Source organism: Empedobacter sp. GD03797, from assembly GCF_029842105.1.
Classification (GTDB): Bacteria; Bacteroidota; Bacteroidia; order Flavobacteriales; family Weeksellaceae; genus Empedobacter; species Empedobacter falsenii_C.
In genome coordinates this window covers 1-24,160 of sequence record NZ_JAOCFS010000012.1, presented here as the reverse complement: position 1 = coordinate 24,160, position 24,160 = coordinate 1, and the positions used below count along the sequence as shown (strand labels likewise).

Sequence of the window (24,160 nt, the reverse complement as noted above, 5' to 3'; positions counted from 1 at the left end):
GGAATAAGTATTCATAATGAGAGTTCTAAATAGTCTCTTTAAAGTTAATGATATATTGTGAATAAATCAAAAGAAAGATTAGTGATTTATTAATAAATTAAAACTATTTTATTAAATATGATAATTTCATACTTTTAATAACGTTTAAAATTATGTTATCTTAGCAAGAGTCATAAAAAAATCAAAATCACAAATAAATGTCACAAATTACTCAAGAAGAAAAGAAGGAAAAGTTTGTACATCCAATACAAGAAGTATACACTCCCAAAAATAAAGTTCGTATTGTAACTGCAGCGGCTTTGTTTGATGGGCACGATGCGTCGATTAACATTATGCGTCGCATTATTCAGGCAACGGGTTGCGAGGTGATCCATTTAGGTCACGATAAATCGGTTGAAGATGTTGTAAATACAGCGATTCAGGAAGATGCAAATGCAATTGCAATGACATCTTACCAAGGGGGGCACAACGAATATTTCAAATATATGTACGATTTGCTTCAAGAAAAAGGAGCAGGTCATATCCGTATCGTAGGTGGAGGTGGAGGTGTAATTTTGCCATCAGAGATTAAAGAATTGATGGATTATGGAATTACACGTTTATACTCTCCTGATGATGGTCGCGAATTGGGTTTACAAGGAATGATTAATGATATGGTAGAGAAAGCAGATTTTCCGACAGGATCATTAGAATTACCAGAAGGAAAAGATGTGTATCAATCATTAGAAGATAAAGACATCACGACGATTGCGCGATTAATTTCGTTGGCTGAAAATCGTGAAGAAGACTTTTTAAAAGCATTTGATTTCGATAAAGTTGCTGATAAATCAGCACCAGTTTTAGGAATTACGGGAACAGGTGGAGCAGGAAAATCGTCTATGGTAGATGAATTAGTTCGTCGTTTCTTGATTGATTTTCCAGAAAAATCAATTGCTTTGGTTTCTGTCGATCCATCGAAAAAGAAAACGGGTGGTGCTTTGTTAGGTGATCGTATTCGTATGAATTCTATCAACAATCCTCGTGTTTATATGCGTTCGTTGGCAACTCGTCAATCAAATTTAGCGTTATCGAAATATGTAGAGGAAGCAATTCAGGTGTTAAAAGCGGCGAAATATGATTTGATTATTTTAGAAACTTCTGGAATTGGTCAGTCAGATACCGAAATTTTAGATCATTCTGATGCTTCGTTGTACATCATGACGCCAGAATTTGGTGCTGCAACGCAATTAGAGAAGATTGATATGTTAGATTTTGCTGACATTGTTGCGATTAATAAATTCGATAAACGTGGTGCTTTAGATGCTTTGCGCGATGTAAAAAAACAATACCAACGCAATCATAATTTGTGGGATGTGAATCCTGATGAAATGCCTGTTTTTGGTACGATTGCTTCTCAATTTAACGATCCAGGAACCAATCAATTATACAAATCAATCATTGATAAAGTAGTTGAAAAAACAGGTGCCGATTTGAAATCATCTTTTCAAATTACAAAAGAAATGTCTGAAAAGATTTTTGTGATTCCACCATCAAGAACGCGCTATTTGTCTGAGATTGCAGAGAATAATCGTGGATATGATGTTCGTGCAAATGCGCAGAGAGATGTTGCGCAAAAACTATATGGTTTCTTTAAAACAATTGAAACACTTTCTGGAAAAAAACCAACGATTTCTCAACATGGAATCGAGATTTCTGGAACTGAAAATGCTGATTTAGTTAAAGTTCTTTTAGCTGAATTTGATAAATTAAAAATGAATTTAGATCCTTTCAACTGGGAAGTAATCACGACTTGGGATGAAAAGGTAAATAAATATAAAAATCCAGTTTATACATTTAAAGTACGTGATAAAGAAATTAAAATTCAGACACATTCTGAGTCTTTATCACACTTACAAATTCCAAAAATTGCGTTGCCAAAGTACGAAGCTTGGGGCGATATTTTACGTTGGGTTTTACAAGAAAATGTTCCGGGAGAGTTTCCTTTTACTTCAGGATTATATCCTTTCAAACGTGAAGGAGAAGATCCAACGCGTATGTTTGCGGGAGAAGGTGGGCCAGAGCGTACCAATCGTCGTTTCCATTATGTTTCGAAAGGAATGCCTGCAAAGCGTTTGTCTACAGCGTTTGATTCGGTAACATTATACGGAAATGATCCAGGTCATCGTCCTGATATTTATGGAAAAATTGGTAATGCCGGAGTTTCGATTTGTTGTTTAGATGATGCGAAGAAATTATATTCTGGTTTCGATTTATCGCATCCAGCAACTTCAGTTTCGATGACGATTAATGGACCAGCACCTATGTTGTTAGGTTTCTTTATGAATGCTGCAATCGATCAAAATTGTGAAAAATACATCAAAGAAAATGGTTTAGAAACTGAAATTGAAGCAAAAATCAAAGCTATTTACGAAGACAAAGGTTTGGAAAGACCTCGTTATAATGGTGATTTACCAGAAGGAAATGATGGTTTAGGATTGATGCTTTTAGGTGTAACGGGAGATCAGGTTTTACCTGCGGATGTTTATGCTGAAATCAAGAAAAATACATTAGCTCAAGTTCGTGGAACGGTTCAAGCAGATATCTTGAAAGAAGATCAAGCACAAAATACGTGTATCTTTTCAACTGAATTTGCGTTACGTTTAATGGGCGATGTGCAAGAATATTTCATTAACCAAAATGTACGTAATTTCTATTCGGTTTCTATTTCGGGTTACCATATTGCAGAAGCAGGAGCGAATCCTATTACGCAGTTGGCTTTTACGTTAGCAAACGGATTTACGTATGTTGAGTATTATTTATCTCGTGGAATGGATATCAATGCATTTGGACCAAACTTATCGTTTTTCTTCTCGAATGGTATCGATCCAGAATATTCGGTAATTGGTCGTGTGGCACGTAAAATTTGGGCAAAAGCCTTGAAAAATAAATACGGAGCTAATGAACGTGCGCAAATGTTAAAATACCATATTCAAACTTCGGGTCGTTCATTGCACGCACAAGAAATTGATTTCAATGATATTCGTACAACTTTACAAGCTTTATATGCAATTTATGACAACTGTAACTCATTGCATACCAATGCGTATGATGAAGCAATTACAACGCCAACAGAAGAATCGGTTCGTAGAGCAATGGCTATTCAGTTGATTATCAACAAAGAATTAGGTTTAGCAAAGAACGAAAATCCAATTCAAGGTTCGTTCATTATCGAAGAATTAACAGATTTAGTTGAAGAAGCAGTTTTACAAGAATTTGATCGTATTACAGAGCGTGGAGGCGTTTTAGGAGCGATGGAAACGATGTATCAACGTTCTAAAATTCAGGAAGAATCATTGTATTACGAAACATTGAAACACAACGGAACGTTCCCAATTATTGGTGTAAATACGTTCTTAAGTTCAAAAGGTTCGCCAACAGTGGTTCCTGCGGAGGTAATTCGTGCGACAGAGGAGGAAAAACAATTCCAAATTCAAACTAAAGAAAATTTGAATAAAATTAATGAACAACAAGCTGAAAGTGCATTGGAAGATGCGCAACAAGCAGCTGTTAATAATCAAAATATTTTTGAAGTGTTGATGGAAGCTACCAAAGTTTGTTCGTTAGGACAAATTACTTCTGCCTTGTTCGAAGTAGGTGGACAGTATCGTAGAAATATGTAAGAAATATAGTTATAATATTGTTTTAAGCCTTGTCGAAAGACAAGGCTTATTTATTTTTAATTAATTTGTAAATTTCAAACATGAAAGATTTCCTACTCAAAAAAGATATACAAATTTCTGCAAAACGATATTTTATCGATGCAATGGGCGCAATGGCTTATGGTTTATTTGCAACTTTATTGGTTGGTACAATTTTGAAAACCATTGGTGAAGAATTAAATGTTTCTTTTTTAACTGATATTGTTTGGCCAGTTGCAAATCAAGCGACAGGACCTGCGATTGCATTGGCGATTGCTTATAGTTTACGAGCACCTCAATTGGTGTTATTTTCGTCAGCAGTTGTAGGAATTGCAGCGTATCAATTAGGTGGGCCTTTAGGCGTTTTCATCGCGACAATTGTAGCGGTTGAGGTAGGAAAAATGGTTGCAGGCGAAACCCGAATAGATATTGTCATTACACCGATTATTACTGTTTTGGTTGGAGTAATTTTAGCACAAATCATTGGTCCTTCTGTTCAACAAATGATGAAATGGATTGGTGAAATAATTATGCTATCAACCGATTCAAATCCTTTGATAATGGGAATTGTAATTGCTGTAATTGTTGGTATGGTTTTGACTTTGCCAATTTCATCGGCTGCTCTGTGTCTAATGTTAGAATTAGATGGTTTAGCTGCTGGTGCTGCAACAATAGGTTGTTGTGCTCAAATGATTGGGTTTGCAACAATCAGTTTTAAAGATAATGGTTTGAAAGGTGTTTTAGCGCAAGGATTAGGAACAAGTATGCTGCAAGTACCTAATATTTATAAAAATTGGAAAATTTGGATTCCGCCAACTTTGGCTTCAGCTATTATTGGTCCAATTGCAATTATTTATTTCAATATGGAAAATACAGCTTTAGAATCGGGGATGGGTTCTTGCGGTTTAGTTGGTCAAATAGGAACTTTCAATGCTATGAAATCGAAATACGATACATCATATATATTAACGTCAATCTTGATTTTGCAAATCATTGCTCCAGCAATTATTTCATATTTAATTTACATTTTTATGAAAAAGAAAAACTGGATAAAAGACGGTGATATGAAGTTGGGTTAAACATTAAAATAATAAAGAATCCCTTTCTTTAATAATACAATTAAGAAAGAGATTCTAACTATTAAAGACATAATAAATGAAAAGATTTTTACTGCTTTTTGATAATTGTATTGTTATTTCCCTCAATTATTTGAGGTAATTTACCATTTTTAGATAAAGCTTTACGATAATATAATGTATTTCCTTCGCCAGCTAACTCAGCAGAAGTTAATCCATTAACAGATATTGTATTATTTGTTCCCATGATCTCAACTTTAGTGCAATCTCCTTTCAAATTGATCACATGTCCACTTCCACCAACTTCTACTTTTTGTCCCTTACAATCTAACGTTAGTTTTTTATTATTTCCATCAATTTCTATCTGTGCAAAAGAAAGGTGACTAATAAATAACATCGTAACAGCACATAATAATTTATTCATTTTCATTGTGATTTATTTTTTGGTTACTTTTTAGAAATCAAGAATCGTGCACTTTCAATTAATAAAATCTAACTTTACAAAAATTTAACAGAATGACTTTAGTTGAGCTAAAACAATTGTTTTTAGATAAATTGGAATTACTATATGATAAAGAAGAAGCTTCTCATATTTTCATGATTTATGTAGAAGATAAGTTGAATCTTGATTTATCTAGCCAAGTTGAAATTGAATTAACGACTGAAATTTTATCCGATATAGAACAATTAAAAAAAGGTCAACCGATACAGCATATTACTGGAAAAGCTTTTTTCTATAATGATTTCTTTTTTGTAAATGAGAATACATTAATTCCTCGTCCTGAAACGGAAGAATTGGTCGAATTAATTAGAAATGATTATGCTCAAAATCAAGATATTTCTATGATTGATTTAGGGACAGGAACAGGATGTATTCCTATTTCGTTGGCAAAATTATTTCCAAATGCAAAATTTTCTGCATTAGATATTTCTGAAAATGCTTTGAAAATAGCACAATTAAATGCTGAAACTTTAAAAGTTAATATAAATTTTTATCAGAATAATTTACTGGAGGACATTCAATTAAACCAGAAATTTGATGTGATTATTTCAAATCCTCCTTATATCCGAAATCTTGAAAAAGAAGAAATGCATCAAAATGTTTTAAATTTTGAACCTCATTTGGCGCTTTTTGTTGAAAATGATGATGCTTTAATTTTTTATGAAAGAGTAATAGATTTTGCTAAAAATCATTTGAAAGAGAATGGAAAAATTTATTGCGAAATCAATCAATATTTGGGAGAAGAAACAAAACAATTATTCCAAAAGTTTTATCAAAATGTAATTATTCACAAAGATATTTCTGGAAATGATCGTATGTTAAGTGCTTCTAATCAATAATTATTTATAAAAATCTTGTTTTATTTTCTGAAAAGATTTAATTTTAATTCAATAATCGTTCGCAATTTGGTATTAAAATTGTTAGAATTGATTCTATTATTAAAACAATTAAATAAACAACTATGAAAAAATTATTTGTATTAGTGGCAGTTGCTTCATTATCATTTGCTACTTCTTGTAAACAAGAAACTTCAAAAACAACTGAAACTAATGTAACTGTAGATTCATTAGCGAACGATTCTACGGCTGTTATCAAAGAAACGACAACTACAACAACTACATTATCAGAAACTGATGCAAAAGCGAAAGTAGATGAAGCAAAAAAAGCTTTAGATGAAGCAAAAGCGAAAGGTGATAAAGCTGCAACAGAAGCTGCACAAAAAGCTTATGACGATGCTAATAAAGCGTGGATTGATGCAAAAGCTGCTGTAAATAATGCTGCTCAAGATGTAAAAGATGGAGTGAATAATGCAGTAGATAAAGTAGATGCAAAAGCTAATCAAGCAAAAGAAGATATCAATACAGCTGCAAAAGATGCAAAAGCTGATATTAATGCGGCAGCAAAAGATGTGAAAGCAGAAGCGAAAGAAGCTGGAGAAAAAGCAAAAGAAGGATATAACAATACGTTAGATAAATTAAAAGCGAAATAATTTCAAAATAATTATTGCTAACTTAGCCTTGAGAAATCTCAAGGCTATTTTTTTATGTTAAATTTTAGAGAAGCAACAAAGACAGATGCGTTATCAATTGCAAAATTGATGATGTTAGCAATGGATAAAATCGTTTATGATTTTATCGGAAAAACAGATTATGAAGAAGGAGTTAACTTCTTGAAAAAATTAATTGAACAAGAAGAAAATCAATATAGTTATCAAAATACAGTTGTTGTAGAATATGATAAGCAATTTGCTGGAACAACAACTTTTTATGATGGAGGAAAATTAGAAGAACTTCGAAAACCTGTTTTAGAATTATTGAAAAATGATTATAACCAAATTATTCATCCGCAAGATGAAACACAAGCAGGTGAAATATATATTGATACCATTGCAGTTTCCGAAGATTTTAGAGGAAAAGGAATAGGTTCTAAAATATTGGATTATTTGATTGATGAAATAGGAAATAAGCAAGGCAAAACATTAGGTTTATTGGTTGATTTTACAAACCCGAATGCGAAAAAATTGTACGAAAGAAAAGGTTTTGAAGTGGTTGGAGAAAAAATGTTGATGAACGAAAATCATGAACATATGCAATACAAACCAAAACAATAGATAATAAAAAAGAGCTTTCAGAAAAGCTCTTTTTTTATTTCATTACCCCTAATTGAGTTAAGATTTTTTCTTCGTACGGATCGATTGTAAATTGTTCAAATTTCACAAAATCTTTTCCATCTTTTAAGTAACCTAATTGATAATTCTGACGAATAACTGCTTGATTTTCGAAGCTTTCTAAAATAGGTAATTCAGAAATTGGACTTAAAATTAGTTCGTTTTTGGTAGAAATTAAACCAAAATGCATCAAATAATTCTCTTTTGATAAGAAATATGGAAAATAAGCTAATATATCTGGACGCTCAATTTTTAGTGAAGTAGCTTCTCCAAAAGTTGCAAAATTTTGATCGACAGGTGTTAAATATTCGTATTGATAAGCTATAATCAACTGATTATTTTTATTAATCATTCCCCATTTTCCTTCTTTTTCAACTCCAGCCAAACCAGCTCTAAAATCTGTACAACCATCATATTCGAACGGGATCACAACTTGATTTAATAAATCAATAAAACCCCATTTTCCGTCTTTTTTTACAGCACAAATATTCTCAATAAAATCACTCGTTAAATCATATTCGAACGGAATCAAAGTTTGGTTAGATTTTGTTATAATTCCCCACTTATTCTCTTTTTGCGCGCTGTAGGCATTAACAGTTGTGAGCACAAGTTTTTGATATTCGAATGGAATAATTACATTTCCTTCTTTATCTATTAAACCAAATTGATTATCAATAGATATTGGTGCCAAATTGTTGCGATCGAAAACAGTTAATTCTTCAAATGTCGTTGTTTCCTTGTGAACAAAATCGTCAAATTGGTCGGTATCTTTTGGTGATATTTTAGTCATAATTCTATAATTCGACGCAAAATTAATTAATCAAAAATTAATAGTTTATATATAAATTTTAAAATATCCGATTTTAAACACTTTTTGTAAATTTAATTCTTATTTTTGTGAGAAAGCTTAAAGTATAACCTATGAATATTTTTACTAAACTATTTTTAACCACAACTGTTATGGCGAGTAGTTTTGTTGCTGCTCAACAAGATAGTATAAACATTACTAATTTACCAACTACAATTAATAAAGATTATTCTTTTGAAGGAATATGGAAAATTTCTAACGACGGAAATACATCTAACTATAAAATTTCTGGAGGAAAATTGACAAATTATTCTAACAAAACAAGTCAGACTTTATTTCTTGATTTATATTTTGCTCCATCAAAAACATCTGTAGATTTATATAATTTACCGAATAAAATCAATACAAATGCACAATTAGGGAATTTAGAAGGTAACGGAACTAGTTTCAATAATGTGATTGTAACATTCAAAGGGGCTGATGTACAAGCTTTATCGCAAGGAGAATATACACCAATTTTATTATTGAAAGAAAAAGAATCTGGTTCTATTTTGAACTATAAAGTACTAAGCAATAAAATTTCATTAGAATCTAATAATATATTGATAGATAAAGTTATACAAAATGTTGAATTACCAAAAGTAACAGAAGATAATACTTTGGCTTCAACAAAGGATATAGATGCCACTTTATCTGATATCTATACCCCTGTAGAAAGCTCTTTAGATATTGAAAATGCCAATAAAAAATTAAAATTAGCAGGTATTTGGAAATTAGAAATTGATTTTAATACTTTGATGGTTACCGTAGATGGAATCAACAATTCAATTCAAAATTTAAACTCTAAACCGACAAATAAATTAAAGCTATTGGTTTATTTTTCAAAACAAAATATAGTTAATGAAAAAGAAATTGATGGATTTGAATTATTAAATTTTGATGTCTATCCAGTTTCAGGAAATACCAAAGCTGAAAAATTAAGTTTTACTTCTAATATAACGAAACTAATACCTGCTGGTGAATATTATCCTATTTTAGTTCTTACAGAGAAAAATGATGAAGGAAACTACATTATAAAATCTACATTAGCTTTAGGAGAGAAGTACATTTGGCAGTAAATCAAATTATATTGTAATAAAAACACATCTACAATCTCTCAAGGGGATAGTTTTTAAAATAAATCCCCTATTGATACGGGGTGTAGTATAGGATTGATCTTAAGACTCAGGTTAAGATTAATTTTCTCATTACCTCAGAATGAAAAAAACTATTTTCATTCCGAGGTAGTGAGAACGGATGAGCAATCTATTATGTTAAGAATAACAAATATGATGAGATTCTGAGGAAAGTCCAGAATGACATCGTTCGCTTTTGAAAAGAGTATTTTGATTATTGAAAAAAACATTAATAGCCAATAGTTAGAAATCAATCTGATAGGCTCTGATTGTTTTCGGAATTGGGATGCATATCTTATCTATGAGTGTATCTGATGATTCTTAACGACTTTTATATTGGTGTATTCGGCAAACTCTTGTATATTGTATTTCTTCTCCAAATCCGTTCGATATTTTATCTGCAAAGTTCAGAAAATAATACATGTGTATTCTTTAAAATTTTACGGATTTCCTTTTGATTTTTATGGCAAAAAATTAAATAAAATGCCAAATAGAAACTTGACTTTTAAACAATGTTGATATGTTAATTCGTTATTAAAATAAATTTACATTGTTATCTTTCCAAAAGGGTCAGATTTTAATAAAAGAATTTTAGCATTAGGGTACATTGAGTAATAATTATAATCTATCTTCACAAAATCTGAAATCATAGTAAAACCACCATCATCTGTCGCTAAGACATCAACACCTCCTGTGTATGAATAATCAAAAACAATTGTTTTTTGCCATAGCTTTTTACCATCTGGAGATAAATTAATGTATCTTATATTTGAGAATCCCATAGATCGATTATAAGAATCTTGACCTGTAACCAAAATATCTGAATTTGATAATTCAGTAACCGAAAATTGTACAATTTCATCTGATTGGAAAGTGTGTTCCCATATAAAATTACCACTTTGATCAATTTTTTTTATAAGATCAAATCTTTTGTCATAAGCTCCCGACCAATGTCCTTGAATAATGAAATTGTTATCCTTTGTATTAATTATTTTTATTGGAAAACAATAACCATCACCAAATTTTTTTTCGAATATTTTATTACCATTCGTATCAATTTTAAACAACCAAAATTTAGCATTAGAATATGTGCCATTTTGATCTTCAAGGCGAGTATCTCCAAACATCATTATGTTATTATTTTGATCAAATGCTAAATCTAAAATATTATTATAATAATCTAATTCGTATGACTTATGCCATAATATGTTTTTATTTGGAGAAAATTTAACTGCAACACCCTTTATGTCATCCATAAACTCTGAACTCATATGATTTCCAACAACAACCAAATTATTTTGTTGATCATATTTTAAAGATTCTAATAAAATGTACTGATTGTATCCGTATATTTCTCTAAAATCTTTTTGCCAAATTTTATTTCCATCTTTATCTAATTGAACTATATAGTGTTGGTAAGTAAAAATAGATCCATTATTAGAATTTATTATTTCAACAGGTTTATTTAATGTTTGATAAAAATCTGGATCTGAAAAAGTATAATATTTATTCCAAATTAAATCACCTTCAGCATTAATTTTAAATACGAATACCGAACGAGAGAATATGCCAGAAACCAAATAATGATTATCCTCTGTTAAGGTAATTGATGATAATTCTCCATGAAATTTACTTGGACCATAATCATAATCTTTCATAAATTTAAGATAATATTTGAAAGTTATAAATTTAAAATATTCTCTTGTTTCATTACCATGGCTGTCTTTTGCTATTATATAACCAGAGTAATTTTTTAATTCTTCTAGATTTTGAAATTCAACCTCCAAATTATTTATATCTGAAAAAATTTTAACATTTTCTAGATAAATATCATATTTGACAGGATCATTATCGGGGTCGATTGCAGCATTCCAAATTATTTTAGCACTAGAATGTGTCACATCTTTAATTGTTATCTCAAAGTTTCTTGGAGCTAGATTTTCTTTTGTTACATCATCTTTTATATCTAACTTATCGTCGTCGTTTGAACAAGAAAACAAAAAGCCAATTGAAAAAAAAAGAAATATTTTAATATACTGCATTCTTATAAATTAGGTGAAAAAATACTTTTACAATAATAAATAAAGGATAATACTAAATAATTAACAAAATTTTTGTTTAAATATTACAACCAATATTTTTTTAACGAAGTAAAATACGGTGACTTTCGTAGTAAATCATCTATATTTTCATTTAGTGAAATTTAACTCAAATATACAAATAAAATTATATTGTATACCATGTTGTGTAAAATAAACAACCTCTTTAAAATCACTTTTAAAAAGGTTGTTATTTATACTATTCCGTGTTTTTGTACCTGAAATTGGAGTTGTGAACAGTTATCTTGTTATATGCTGTTTCATTTGTACATCTCAAGCACATATTTTACGTTTTCATTATTTAATTCTTTTAATTTTTCTATAGCACTATTAGAAATGTCTGAGTTAATTGTTTTTAGCGCATGAACACATTTTCTCAAAGTTGCCTCCAATTCATCATCATACCATCGGAAATGTTCTCTATCAATCGCAATATTTAAAATCGGTTCAACAAGTCTATCGTCTCTCAAATTTTCTAAGTAAATTGTGTTGACTAAATCTTCGTGCTGACTATGACAAGTTTCCTTTAGAGCTTTTTCAAGATACTCGAAACAATTGCTGTCAAGCTTATCTAAATTGTTAAAATTTAAACACTTAATAAGTTCTTGTTCGTCTTTGTTTTCTACAGCTTTTCTGAATTTGTCTTTCATTGTTGCGTTTGTTTTTCAAATGGAAATATTGGCGAAGTGCGGATTAAGTTAAGCAAATATACAATTCAGAGCCAAACGAAGCCAAAGCTGTTCCATTATTTGTAAAGCTACAAAAAATACAAATATGGATAGCTTTTGAGGTATTAGATAAAAACAGCAATCTAATCAAAACCAGTATTAATACTACCTTCAGGCTTTTTTATTTCGTTATTTCATCAATAAAATCGTGTAGTCTTTTCGGTTTTATTCTTCCTCTATTTTTATAATTAAGAAAACAAGTTGTTACAATTACCATTTATAAATCGGGAATAATACAAATCATTTGTCCTTCACAACCAATTGCTACAAAAACTTGATGTCCGTTTGTTTTTATTCGTCACCAATAATAGCCGTAACCATTTGCATTTGGTAAAACATCCCAAGAATCTAATTTTACTTGTTCAGAAGTAAATTCCTCAATCCATTTTGAAGAAACAATTTGATTATTTTCATATTTCCCCTTTATTCAAAACCAATTTTCCAAATTTTAGCATATCATTTGGTTTCATAAATAATTCTGAACCCGCTAAATTTCTATTTAAAACATTAAGTGACTGAAACTAATTTTGATCGTCGAAAATCAAATTTTGCATTAAGTTAAAAGTTTAAAGAAAAAAAGAAAAAAAGAAAAAAAGAAAATTAGATACTATTTTCTTTTTCTATTAAACGAAATCCACTCAATGTGACAGCAAGAAAGAAAAACACGTAAAATGTTAAGCGTATCAAGTAGAACTTAATAAATCTATATTTCTATTGTGGTTAGAAAGTATAGTATGAGATTCTGAGACAAGCCTAGAATGACAAAATCCGAGTTGTCATTCCGAAGAAGTGAGAACAGATGAGAAATCTAGTATCTTAATAATGATAAATTCTATCAATACAAAATTGTTCATGTAATGGTCCTTTTTTCAGCCTTTATTAATAATTAGTCTAAATAAATTGTTAATTATTTAGAATAATTCTATATTCGCACTCTAATTTGAGAAGAGAATGTTAGGTAATTTATTGGAGAAGTTTAGATATGTGCTTGTAGTTGTAGTTTTTAGTGCAAATGCAAATGCTCAAAATATCAATCAGCAATTAAAATTACATGTAATAGACAGTGATAGTATAGCATTACAAGATGTAAATGTCATTATCAACAATAGTAAATCTATTCGAACAGATAAAAATGGAGTTGCCGAAATAACTTTACCAATTGGTAATTATAGTTTAAAAATTTCTCATATAGCATATGAAGATAAAAATGTTAGCATAGATCTTACCAAAAACAGAACGTTAACATATGTGCTTGTCTCTAAAGAAATTGCTTTACAAGAAGTTGTTTTTACTGCAAAAGAAGACAAAGGATTGACATCTAAATCTGTAATAGATAGAAAAGCGATGGAACATCTACAACCATCTAGTTTTTCTGATTTGATGGAGCTTTTACCTGGTGGATTAGCCAAACAACCTAATCTTACAACGACTAATGTTGCTTTGATTAGAGAAAGTTCTGAAAGACCAACTGTAGGTGGTTATGAAACATCGTCTTTAGGAGTACAGTTTATGGTTGATGACAATATTATCAATTCCAATTCGGATATGCAACGTTCGTTAAATCAACTTGCATTTTCTTCAGCTCCAAAAAGTAGAAATACGATTTCGACAGGGATTGATATGCGAAGCATTTCGACGAATGACATAGAAAAAGTAGAGATAATACGAGGAATTCCGTCGGCTGCTTATGGTGACTTGACGTCTGGATTAATTAAAATAGAACGAAAAATAGGTGTAACTCCTTTACAAGCACGTGTTAAAGTAGATGGTTTTAGTAAACAATATTATGTAGGTAAAGGATTTAGTCTACGCGATAACTGGAAGTTAAATACATCTGTCGATTTCCTAAACGCGAAAGAAGATCCAAGCGATGATCAAGAGAATTATCAGCGTGTTACAGCATCATTGCGATCTGATTTAAAAACTAAATTATGGAATAATCCGTTGAGATGGAGATCTAATTTAGATTTTTCTAGCACTTTAGATAATGTTAGTATTGATCCAGATAATGCTTATGCACCAACAGATAGGTATAAATCTTATACAAGAAAATTTACAGTTACAAATAATTTTACATACGAACTTCCTAAAAAATCATTTTTTGATTTAGTAACTCTAAATACATCTATTAGACAAGGTTTTGATCGTATAGAACAAAGACAATTCATACAATATTCGGGACCAAGAGCCTTACCATTATCAACTGAAGAAGGAGAAAGTGTAGGGATTTTTGCAGCAACTAGTTTTGTATCTGATTATATGACAGATGGTAAACCTTTGGATTTGAACGCGCAATTACAAACATCTGGTAAAAAGAGTTTTATAGGCTTAATTAACACTTACGAACTTGGATTAGATTGGCGTTATAGCAAAAATAATGGTAGAGGAGATGTGTATGATGTTACACAGCCTCCATCTCCTAGTATGACTACGCGTCCTAGAGCATTTCGTGATATTCCTGCAACACAAAATATTGCTGCTTTTATAGGAGATCGTATCGATTATAAATTAAATAAACACTCATTTACATTATATGGAGGTTTACGTATAAGTAAGCTTTTAGGTGTGGATAAATCTTATACGATAAGCGATAAGGTTTTTGCAGAACCACGTCTTAATTTTCAGTATGGATTACCACAATTTATGATTGCAGGAAAACCACTTCAAATTGATTTAACATTAGGATACGGATTGTTTTATAAGCAACCAACAACTTATTATTTATATCCTAATAAACAGTTTACAGACTATGTTCAGTTAAATTATTATCATGATGATGCACGTTATCGTTACATAAATTATATGACGTATGTGCAATCATTAGAAAATAAAAATATAACTGCAGCAAAAAATATTAAGCAAGAAGTTAGAGCAGATTTTTCTTATAATAAACATAACTTCTCGATTACCTATTACAAAGAAAATATGAACAATGGTTTTCGACCATTCAATAATTTCAGAGTTAATTCATATAAAAAATATGATGCTACGAAAGTAGATCTTAACAATTGGACAGCAAACGGACCAGATTTAACAAATGTGCCATACACTATTGTAAGAGAACATTCAGCTTTTACAACGATAGAGAACGGAAGTGTGACGGATAAAGAAGGTATAGAATTTCAGTATAGTACACCACGTTTCAAAGGTATTAATACACGATTTACCTTAAGTGGTGCTTGGTTTAAAACAAAATATTACAATGATATTCCTATTTATGAAAAACCAAGTGTGTCTATAGGAGGAGTCATAGGGTCTTTCCCATATATAGGAATTTATGAAAATGATAAATCATATACTAATTCAAATCTAAATTATAACTTGATGATGGATACGTATATTCCAAGTTTAGACTTAACATTTTCAGCATCTGTACAAGGTTCTATTTTTGATCATAATATTAAAGAAAAAATTATCGCATTTCCAACGTATTATATTGATTTGGACGGAATGGTAAAACCTTATACAGAAGCTGATAAAACGGATATATACAAACAGCATTTGGAAAGAAATATTGCAACTTCAGAACCTTTATCTGAAAAGAAAAGTTATACAATTAATGTCAATTTTAAGGTCACAAAAAGTATTTACAAAGCTTTACGAGCTTCAATGTTTGTGAATCAAATATACAACTATATAAATCCCTATTATTTTAATAATGTAAAAGTAGAGATGGTAAATAAGAGTACACCTTATTTTGGTGTTGAAATGAATTATAATTTTTAAAATATATTAAATAGAAACATATGAAAAAAAGAGTTTTATTACTAAGTTTTTTAGCTATTTCAGCTTCTTATACATTGGTATCATGTTCTAATGATGATGATTTTGGTACAGAAATCGTACAAAATAGTACGTTGACTTTATCATTTAAAGGAGAAAATATTTCTACATATAAAACTTTAGAAGTTGAAGTAAAAGAATTAAATACAGGTGCAACGTCTACTAAAACAATAGATGGTACCAACGCATATACACTAGAATTACCTAAAGGATCTTATAAAGTTACAGTGAATGGTACAGTTGTTACAACAGCTAATGAAGAGGTAAAAGTGGGTGGTTCATCAGCAATAGATGTTAAGAATACAGCAGAAAATCTAACTATCGAATTGTTTGTAAAACAGTTTAATGAAGATTTTATTATCGAAGAGGCTTTTTATACAGGAGTTAAAACACCAGAAGGAAAAAATTATAATTCGAGCCGTTATTTTAAAATCACAAATAATACGGATAAAGTATTATATGCAGATAAATTAATTTTAGCGCAATCAGAATTCTTAACGCAAGTAGATAATAACGTTACGCCTTATCATCCAAATACAGCGTTTGCAGTAAAAGGAGTAGTGGTATTACCAGGAAATGGAACAGATTATCCTGTACAACCAGGTGATTTTATTGTAATTGCAGATAATGCTGTCAATCATAATGCGATAACGAGCACAGCTTTTGATTTGAGCAAGGCGAATTTTGAGTTTCCATCAGAAAATCCTGCTTTAGGGCAAGTAGATAATCCTAGCGTGCCTAACGTAAGTGTTGTTTATTCGCAAATGAATTACAATATGTTTTTCTTACATAGTAGTGGAGTAGAATCTTATGTAATTGCTCGTTTTCCAGAAGGAGAAAGTTCAACGACTTTCTTAGAAAAATATAAGTATAGTTATGAATATGTTAATTCGGCAGGTAACATTACAAAGAAAAATACATACGAAATCCCTAACTCATGGATCGTAGATGGAATGAATAATAGTGTACCGGATAAGTTTTTACATATCTTGACATCACCTACAATTGATGCAGGTTGGACAGGAATTGGAGAGTTTTGGAATGATGCCAATCGTTTAGGAAAATCTGTTCGTAGAAACATTTTAGGAAAAATGGAAAATGGAAAAAATGTTTATAAAGACACAAATAATTCTACGGTAGATTTTATCAAAAACTCTGAACCAAGTTTAAAAAATGGAATTGTTCATTAATTAAAATAATTTGTTTTGAAAATTTTAAATAGCTTTCGTTTTTTATTGATTATCTTGTTTACGTCAAATTATGTAAGTGCACAAGACAGTCTTTCACTTTTTCAAAATTTGAAGAATCAATATGATTCTGAAAGAGATTTTAAAGTAAATATTTTCTATAATCCAGCTAATATGCTGGATTATAGTTCTTCTTCATTTTCAGAGTTATATGTGGATTATTACAATCAAAAAGATAAAATATATCGACAACAAAACGGATCAGAAAAACAAGGATTTGGTGTGATTACTAATTCTTATCAGAAACTGAATAAAAATAAAGTACTTTGGGGTAGTGCTTCTTATCAAAATCTAAAAACAAAACGTATAAAATATAATGAGAATTTAGATTTTGATCGAGTAGCTCCATATATTTCATCCGATTCTGTTGGAGGAGATTTAGAAATTGAAAAATACCAGTTTTCAGGTGGTTATGCTCAAAAATTTAATCAAGTAACCTTAGGTGCTCAAGCCAGTTATAATGCGCAATTGGGAGCTAGAGCTAGAGATCCTAGAATAAATAATACGACTTCAGAATTGAATTTGAAAATAGGACTTAAATATGCTTTTTACCGTAATTTCGATGTTTCATTATATGCTGAAGGTGAACGATATTTACAAAATAGTAAAGTTAGGTTTGCAAGTAAAATAGGACAGTCATTAGTGTATCAAATGACAGGGTTTGGATTTTACAACAGTCTATTCAGTGGGGGTACAACTTCATTAACAACAGTTCACGAAGAATATGGTTTTAAGTTTGGTGGAGGAATTAATCATAAAGAAGGAAAGGATTTTTATATTTTGGCTCATATTGGTCAATCTAATATGCTAAAAAGTTATAAAGGAACTAGCAATAGGTTTTATGACTTATCTGATTTGAATAAAGATTATTTTGAAGTAGAAGGAGCAAAATTTTTCCAAATTGCTGATCATAGATTAGGTGTAAAACTAAATTATTTGTCCAACCAAACAACAGGAAAAGAATATGGTTATACGAATAATACACAATTATTAGAACAAATCTACAAGCGATTGTCGTATAAAAGAGATGAGACGATAACTAGTTTTTCGTTATTATACTCACTAAACAAAGAGAAATTTAGCTTATCAGCCCTGCCATATTTTCGTATGCAAGAAATAAAAGAGCAGCGAATAAATCCATATAGTGGACAAAAATTTGAGTACTCAATAATTGGGTTAATTGTTGATTATAAACATAAAATAGCAAATAATCAGGCTTTAATTTTTCGACCATTTTTTGATATAAAATCTGTCACTTCTTCTAAAAATGCATTAGCAACGATCGATTTATCTTTTTTGAACAATTGGATTAATCAAGATTATAATTATTTAGCAAGTGATATTCAAACGATAGGAGCTAGTTTACGATATGACATCAAAGTAGAAAAAATACCTGCTTTATTTGTAGAGACTGGATTTAGTAATTCAAGAATTCAATCAAAAAATAATAACTTTTCTACTGTTATGGTAGGAATTACATTCTAATATAAAATGAAAATAAAACTAGTTGTTACTTTCATCATACTTTGTTCTTACTTTTTACTAAGTTTTGCCCCTATTGTAAAAAATGATCTTAGCTATCTACAGGATCCTACAATCCAAGATATTGTAGAAAGTTATAAAAAGAATATCAGCTTTTGGCCTAAACCAACTATTGATAAAGGAGTAGAATGGAAAGAATTTAGTTCTATAAAAAGAGATTCAGCATATTTTGTGACACAAGATCAACCAATTGTTATATTAGGTAAAATGTTGTTTTTTGATCCTAAACTTTCAGGTTCTAATCAAATATCATGTAGCTCTTGTCATGATCCAGAAATGGGTTGGACAGATAGAAGAAAAGTATCTTTAGGAAATAATCATTTAGAAGGTACTCGAAATACTCAATCTTTGTACAATATAGGAGAAAGAACTTCTTTCTTTTGGGATGGACGCGCTAATACATTAGAAGATCAGGTTAGTGGACCATTATCAGCATTCCATGAAATGGATATGGATCTAAGTAAATTATCAGAAAAAATAAATCAATACAAAGGTTATAAAAAACTTTTTAAAGATGCTTTTGATGACGAAACTATAACAAATGAAAGAATAGCAAAAGCACTTGCAAGTTTTCAAAAAACCATAAAAAGTCAACCCAGTCGATTTGATCGTTTTATAGATGGAGATTATAAAGCTTTATCAGATCAGGAGATTTACGGCATGCATTTGTTTCGCACAAAAGCACGCTGTATGAATTGTCATAATGGAAAATACTTAACAGACGAATCTTTTCATAATATTGGATTGACATATTATAAGCGAAAGTTTCAAGACTTGGGACGATATGAAATTACAAAAAATGCAGATGATGTTGGGAAATTTAAAACGCCATCTTTACGTGATTTATTAAATACCAGACCATGGATGCATAACGGATTTTTTGATGATTTAGACGGATTGATTAATGTATACAACAGCGGAATGCACATGATAGATCCTACTCCAGAAAAAAAAGCGGCTGATCCTTTATATCCATATACAGACCAACTACTGCAACCTTTGAACTTGACAAAAGAGGAAAAAACTGCCTTGAAATCTTTTTTAGAAGCCTTAAATGGTTCTAAATTTAAAATGGATCGTCCGAAATTTCCTCTTGAATAAATATTTTTTCTAAGTAGTTTTAAGTAATAAGTTGTAACAAAACTTATGAATGAAAAGCAATGAAACAATGTAATCATTTCAGTTTCTCTTTTTTTAAGTCGAGTGACGTTTGCAAAACGTTGTATTATAAGTCTTAAGAATAACAAATTTGGATGCGGTTCTTCGACAGGCTCAGAATGACAAAACCCGTTGTTAAAAGCGAATTTGAATATTGAAAAAGGATGAAGAAAATGTCATATGATTTGGAGGCGAGTGTCAAAAAGTTGCAAGTCATGATTAAAATGTTTTACTGTTTGCGTAGCAAATGATTTAAAACATTGAATGACTGAAACTAATTTTGACCGTCGAAAATCAAAGACAAGCGTTTTTTGTTTCGTTTTTTGCGCTCAAAAAATGAAAGAAAATTCCTCAATACCTTAAGATAACATGTTGGATGCGATTCTTCGACAGCTCTAGAATGATAAAATTCGTTATTAAAAATGAATTAGAATGTTTATAAGAATAAAAACGTAAAACTTAATACGTATCACGTAAAACTAAAAAATACATAAAACGTTAAGCATAGACCATAAAACGTAAAAAAAACCGCCCCTATAATCCTCTCAAGGGGATAATTCCCCTCTCGAGAGAGGCAAGGGGAGTGTAGAGATGAGTGTTAGATATGAGATATTAGTATTGAGAGGGTTGTAAAATGTATTAAGTCTAAGATTGAGGATAAAGTGAACATTACAGATTTTTGATTTACAATTTTAGATGTATAGAATGGCATTTGCAAAACATTGTATCAAAGACTTAGACGATAAATAACGAAATATAAAACAGCAGCCAATGGCAATAAATAGTTTCGCTTTCCTATAAATGATTTAGTATATTTACAACTACAATAACAAGATATGAACAGACTAGGTTGTCTTCCTCCTCCAAGAGCTTAATATTACTTCAAGATTTTAAAGAAGTACAGCGCTGGCTAATTTAGTCGGTTGTTTCGCTGTGCCTCAAATTCTCAATTAATATTATAAATTCTCATTTCTCGAAAAAAGGAATGGAGAGACAATTCTTTATGAAAAATTCATATTTATTATTACATCTTAGTGTGATATTACTCGGCTTTTCAGGTGTATTCGGAAAGCTTATTTCTTTGAACGAAGGTTTGTTAACATGGTACAGAGTATTTTTCTCTGCAATCATCTTATTTTTTATTGTAAAACTGTTTAAGATTAATACCAAATTTAGCCTAAAAGAAAAATTTAAAATAGCCAAAGTTGGTATATTCATTACGTTCTCTTGGGTTTTATTTTATGGAAGTATCAAATATTCCAACATCTCAATTGGCGTTGTATGTTATTGTATGGCAAGTTTTTTTACAGCTATTCTTGAACCTATTATCAATAAAAAGAAATTCAAATTATCAGAATTACTCTTAAGTTTATTGACTTTATTTGGAATTAGCTTGATTTTTAGTTTTGATGCCTCTTATCGGATAGGAATAGTATTGGGTATTATTTCGCCTTTGTTTGCTTCGCTTTATACCATTTATAATGAAAAGTTGACAATTTGCTACGATACTAAGCTTATCAATTATTACCAAATGATTGGAGGAACAATTGGACTAGGCGTTTTATTGCCTGCCTATTTGTATTTCTTTCCTGTAGAAAATATTTTTCCTGTAAAAAAAGATACATTCTATTTAATTATACTGGCTCTTTTTTGCACAGTAGGAGTGTATGTTTCAATCACTGAAATATTAAAAAAGTTGTCTGCTTTTACGATTAATCTAAGTCTTAATCTAGAACCTATATATGCGATAATAATAGCATTTTGGTTCTTTGACGAAGGAAAACAAGTGAATATTTCGTTTTATGTTGGATTATTTTTTGTGATACTCTCTGTAGTTCTACAAACATTTATTTCACTTAGAAACAAATAATTTTAAAACCTCTTGCAGTTCAATTTAGAATAATAAGATTTTAAAGGAAATAAATTTTGTTTTAATTCAGTCAATTTAAGGATTCAGTATTTACTTTTATAAGCTTACATCATCCATATATCTATGGTAATCTACCATTCATCAAATTGAATTTTTACATCAAAAACTTCCTCGTTGTTTTGTCTCAGAAATATAAAAATTCGTATAATGAAAAAACAAATTGTTCTATTCGGTTTATTATTGTCTTGTATCTCATGTTCAATACATGTAAAAGCTCAGACATCATTACCAATCCATTTGGGTATAAAGGCTGGTGGAAATTTAACCAATATCTCTTCTACAGAAAGTTTTGAAGGAAAATACAGTTTCGGATATCAAGCTGGTGCAATGGCTAGATTAGATTTAGGAAGTGCTTATTTACAAGGAGAAACGTTGTTTAATAAAAGAAAAACTAGTTTTGAAGGAGAGACTGAAAGCTCGAAACTAAGTTGGAATTCTATTGATATTCCTGTCACAATAGGATATAAAATTGTAAATACAAACGAATTTAATTTACGTGCTTTTACAGGTGGACTTTATAGTTATTCTTTCGGAAAAGAAATTACTGGAGCAGATGACATCAAACAAGCTTTTTCTAAATTTGATAAATCATCGATTAGTTTAATCGCAGGATTAGGATTCGATATTCAGCGATTATCGATTGACTTTAGCTATGAAAATAGTTTATCCAATGTGAGTAAAAATTTCAAATCAAAACCTAAAAGTTTTTCGATTGGAATTGGCTACTTTTTGTTTTAATTCGAATAACAATACTTAATTTTAGAAACTGCAATACCTATTGTGGTTTCTTTTATTTTTTTTAATTTACTTTAAATACAATGAATTTTAAATTCTTTAAAAAGCATCTTTTCATTACCATTTTCTGGATTGTATTGGGCATTACACTTTGGCTTAACTTCCAAGCAAATGATTCAAAATACGATGCCTTACTACAAACGATTGCAATATTATTTTATTCGATTATATTAACCTATTATCTTACAGAAAAATTACTTCCAAAAGCATTGCAAAAGAAGGAAATGAAACAGTTTTTGATTCTTTCAATTTTCTTTATTTTGACATTGTCTATTTTTAACTCTTTTGTTTTTACCTATATCAGTGTTAGCTCAAAAGAACCTTTACCAATTCATTTTTCTGATCACATTCCTATATTGTGGAAAGGATTTTATCTTTCTATACCTGCATCTTTATTAATAATTGGTACAGCTTGTGGAATTCGTTTCTATCAAGAACATGGAAAAATTGAGCGTGATCATATATTACTTCAACAAGATCATTTAGAAAATCAACTCAAATTATTACAAGATCAAGTCAATCCTCATGTGATGTTTAATATATTGAATCATATTCATATTTTATTAAAAAAAGATACCGAATTGGCATCATTCTTACTACTCAAATTCTCGGATATTTTACGTTATCAACTTTATGAATGCAACAAAAACGAAGTCATATTAGAGAATGAAATTCAGTATTTAAAAGATTTGATAGATGTAGAAAAATTACGTTGGGGAAATGAAATTGATGTTTTCACTTCATTCGCAATAATGAATAAAAAAGCGATGATTGCTCCTTTGTTATTGGTGCCTTTTATAGAAAATGCTTTTAAATATGTAAGTAGAGTTCTTGATTATAAAGGATTTATCAAAATAAATTGCAGCGAAAATAACAATCAAGTTCATTTGAGTATCGAAAATACATATGCTAAAATTCCTATTCAATCTAAACATGTAGGTGGAATTGGATTACAAAATGTAAAAAAGAGACTAAATTTAATTTATCCTGCTGCTCATCAATTAAATATTACAGAAAATGGACAATTATATAAAGTCGATTTAACGATTAATTTATCTTCAACATGACTACAACACCTCTAATTTCAAGAAAAATGAAATGTTTGATTATTGATGATGAACCTTTGGCTCGTCAGCATATCAAAGATATGGCGGAGCAAATTGATTTTCTAGAAATTATACAAACATGTTCAACAGCTCTAGAAGCAACTACATATGTTACAGAAAGCACAATTGATCTAATTTTCTTGGATATTAATATGCCTTATCTTTCTGGTCTCGAATTTTTGGAACAAATCGAAAATCCACCACTTTGTATTTTCACTACCGCTTATTCCGAATATGCGCTTGAAGGATTTCGATTGCAAGTCGTTGATTATTTACTCAAACCAATTGCATTCAACCGATTTTATCAAGCGATTAATAAAGCTTATCAAACATTTGTACTTAACGAAAAAATAAAACATGGGACTAT

Annotated in this window: 18 protein-coding genes; 14 read left to right on the top strand and 4 right to left on the bottom strand. The window is 30.1% G+C overall.

Annotated features, from left to right (window positions below; all coding sequences use genetic code 11):
* The first annotated feature begins 197 nt into the window (after nt 1–197).
* Together N5D90_RS09570 and N5D90_RS09565 are read left to right on the top strand one after the other, a co-directional pair.
* On the top strand, nt 198–3,659 hold the full coding sequence (locus N5D90_RS09570; RefSeq protein WP_280062305.1) for a methylmalonyl-CoA mutase family protein: 3,462 nt from the start codon (nt 198–200) through the stop codon (nt 3,657–3,659).
* An 80-nt stretch (nt 3,660–3,739) separates the two neighbouring features.
* Nucleotides 3,740–4,756 (top strand): PTS transporter subunit IIC, encoded by a 1,017-nt coding sequence (locus N5D90_RS09565; RefSeq protein WP_038336707.1) that lies wholly within the window; start codon nt 3,740–3,742, stop codon nt 4,754–4,756.
* An 88-nt stretch (nt 4,757–4,844) separates the two neighbouring features.
* Here N5D90_RS09565 and N5D90_RS09560 read toward each other — a convergent pair whose 3' ends face one another.
* On the bottom strand, nt 4,845–5,177 hold the full coding sequence (locus tag N5D90_RS09560) for a DUF3060 domain-containing protein (protein WP_160279610.1): 333 nt from the start codon (nt 5,175–5,177) through the stop codon (nt 4,845–4,847).
* 92 nt (nt 5,178–5,269) lie between these two features.
* Between N5D90_RS09560 and prmC the strand changes: the two genes are divergently transcribed.
* From prmC to N5D90_RS09545, 3 genes are all read left to right on the top strand, one after another.
* Complete coding sequence (prmC, locus tag N5D90_RS09555) at nt 5,270–6,094, top strand: peptide chain release factor N(5)-glutamine methyltransferase (RefSeq protein WP_038336710.1); 825 nt, start codon at nt 5,270–5,272, stop codon at nt 6,092–6,094.
* 122 nt (nt 6,095–6,216) lie between these two features.
* Nucleotides 6,217–6,744 carry a hypothetical protein gene (locus N5D90_RS09550; protein ID WP_180904616.1) on the top strand — a complete coding sequence of 176 codons (528 nt, stop codon included), beginning with the start codon at nt 6,217–6,219 and terminating at the stop codon, nt 6,742–6,744.
* A 54-nt stretch (nt 6,745–6,798) separates the two neighbouring features.
* On the top strand, nt 6,799–7,365 hold the full coding sequence (locus N5D90_RS09545) for a GNAT family N-acetyltransferase (protein WP_280062304.1): 567 nt from the start codon (nt 6,799–6,801) through the stop codon (nt 7,363–7,365).
* 34 nt (nt 7,366–7,399) lie between these two features.
* Here N5D90_RS09545 and N5D90_RS09540 read toward each other — a convergent pair whose 3' ends face one another.
* Complete coding sequence (locus N5D90_RS09540; protein WP_280052025.1) at nt 7,400–8,212, bottom strand: WG repeat-containing protein; 813 nt, start codon at nt 8,210–8,212, stop codon at nt 7,400–7,402.
* Nucleotides 8,213–8,343: 131 nt separating this feature from the next.
* Between N5D90_RS09540 and N5D90_RS09535 the strand changes: the two genes are divergently transcribed.
* Nucleotides 8,344–9,348: a hypothetical protein gene (locus tag N5D90_RS09535; protein WP_280062303.1), complete on the top strand. Its 1,005-nt coding sequence runs from the start codon at nt 8,344–8,346 to the stop codon at nt 9,346–9,348.
* 602 nt (nt 9,349–9,950) lie between these two features.
* On the opposite strand, the gene N5D90_RS09530 is transcribed toward N5D90_RS09535, so the two are convergent.
* Together N5D90_RS09530 and N5D90_RS09525 are read right to left on the bottom strand one after the other, a co-directional pair.
* Entirely contained in the window at nt 9,951–11,447 is a 1,497-nt protein-coding gene (locus N5D90_RS09530; protein ID WP_038336714.1) for a hypothetical protein, read from the bottom strand.
* Between the two features lie 317 nt (nt 11,448–11,764).
* Complete coding sequence (locus N5D90_RS09525) at nt 11,765–12,154, bottom strand: hypothetical protein (protein ID WP_038336715.1); 390 nt, start codon at nt 12,152–12,154, stop codon at nt 11,765–11,767.
* Nucleotides 12,155–13,183: 1,029 nt separating this feature from the next.
* Between N5D90_RS09525 and N5D90_RS09520 the strand changes: the two genes are divergently transcribed.
* The 8 genes from N5D90_RS09520 to N5D90_RS09485 form a co-directional block, all read left to right on the top strand.
* Nucleotides 13,184–15,958 (top strand): TonB-dependent siderophore receptor, encoded by a 2,775-nt coding sequence (locus N5D90_RS09520; protein ID WP_280062302.1) that lies wholly within the window; start codon nt 13,184–13,186, stop codon nt 15,956–15,958.
* Nucleotides 15,959–15,978: 20 nt separating this feature from the next.
* Entirely contained in the window at nt 15,979–17,205 is a 1,227-nt protein-coding gene (locus N5D90_RS09515; RefSeq protein ID WP_280062301.1) for a DUF4876 domain-containing protein, read from the top strand.
* A gap of 108 nt (nt 17,206–17,313) precedes the next feature.
* The gene (locus N5D90_RS09510) at nt 17,314–18,747 is read left to right on the top strand and encodes a DUF6850 family outer membrane beta-barrel protein (protein WP_280062300.1); all 1,434 of its coding nucleotides are present in this window, start codon (nt 17,314–17,316) and stop codon (nt 18,745–18,747) included.
* A gap of 6 nt (nt 18,748–18,753) precedes the next feature.
* Nucleotides 18,754–19,905, top strand: coding sequence for a cytochrome-c peroxidase (locus N5D90_RS09505; RefSeq protein WP_280062299.1), 1,152 nt, complete (start codon nt 18,754–18,756; stop codon nt 19,903–19,905).
* Between the two features lie 1,060 nt (nt 19,906–20,965).
* Entirely contained in the window at nt 20,966–21,832 is an 867-nt protein-coding gene (locus N5D90_RS09500) for a DMT family transporter (RefSeq protein ID WP_280062298.1), read from the top strand.
* A 207-nt stretch (nt 21,833–22,039) separates the two neighbouring features.
* Nucleotides 22,040–22,630: a porin family protein gene (locus tag N5D90_RS09495; RefSeq protein WP_280062297.1), complete on the top strand. Its 591-nt coding sequence runs from the start codon at nt 22,040–22,042 to the stop codon at nt 22,628–22,630.
* 80 nt (nt 22,631–22,710) lie between these two features.
* Nucleotides 22,711–23,754 carry a sensor histidine kinase gene (locus N5D90_RS09490; RefSeq protein WP_280062296.1) on the top strand — a complete coding sequence of 348 codons (1,044 nt, stop codon included), beginning with the start codon at nt 22,711–22,713 and terminating at the stop codon, nt 23,752–23,754.
* A 26-nt stretch (nt 23,755–23,780) separates the two neighbouring features.
* A partial coding sequence (locus N5D90_RS09485) for a LytTR family DNA-binding domain-containing protein (RefSeq protein ID WP_280062295.1) occupies nt 23,781–24,160 on the top strand: 380 nt, incomplete at its 3' end.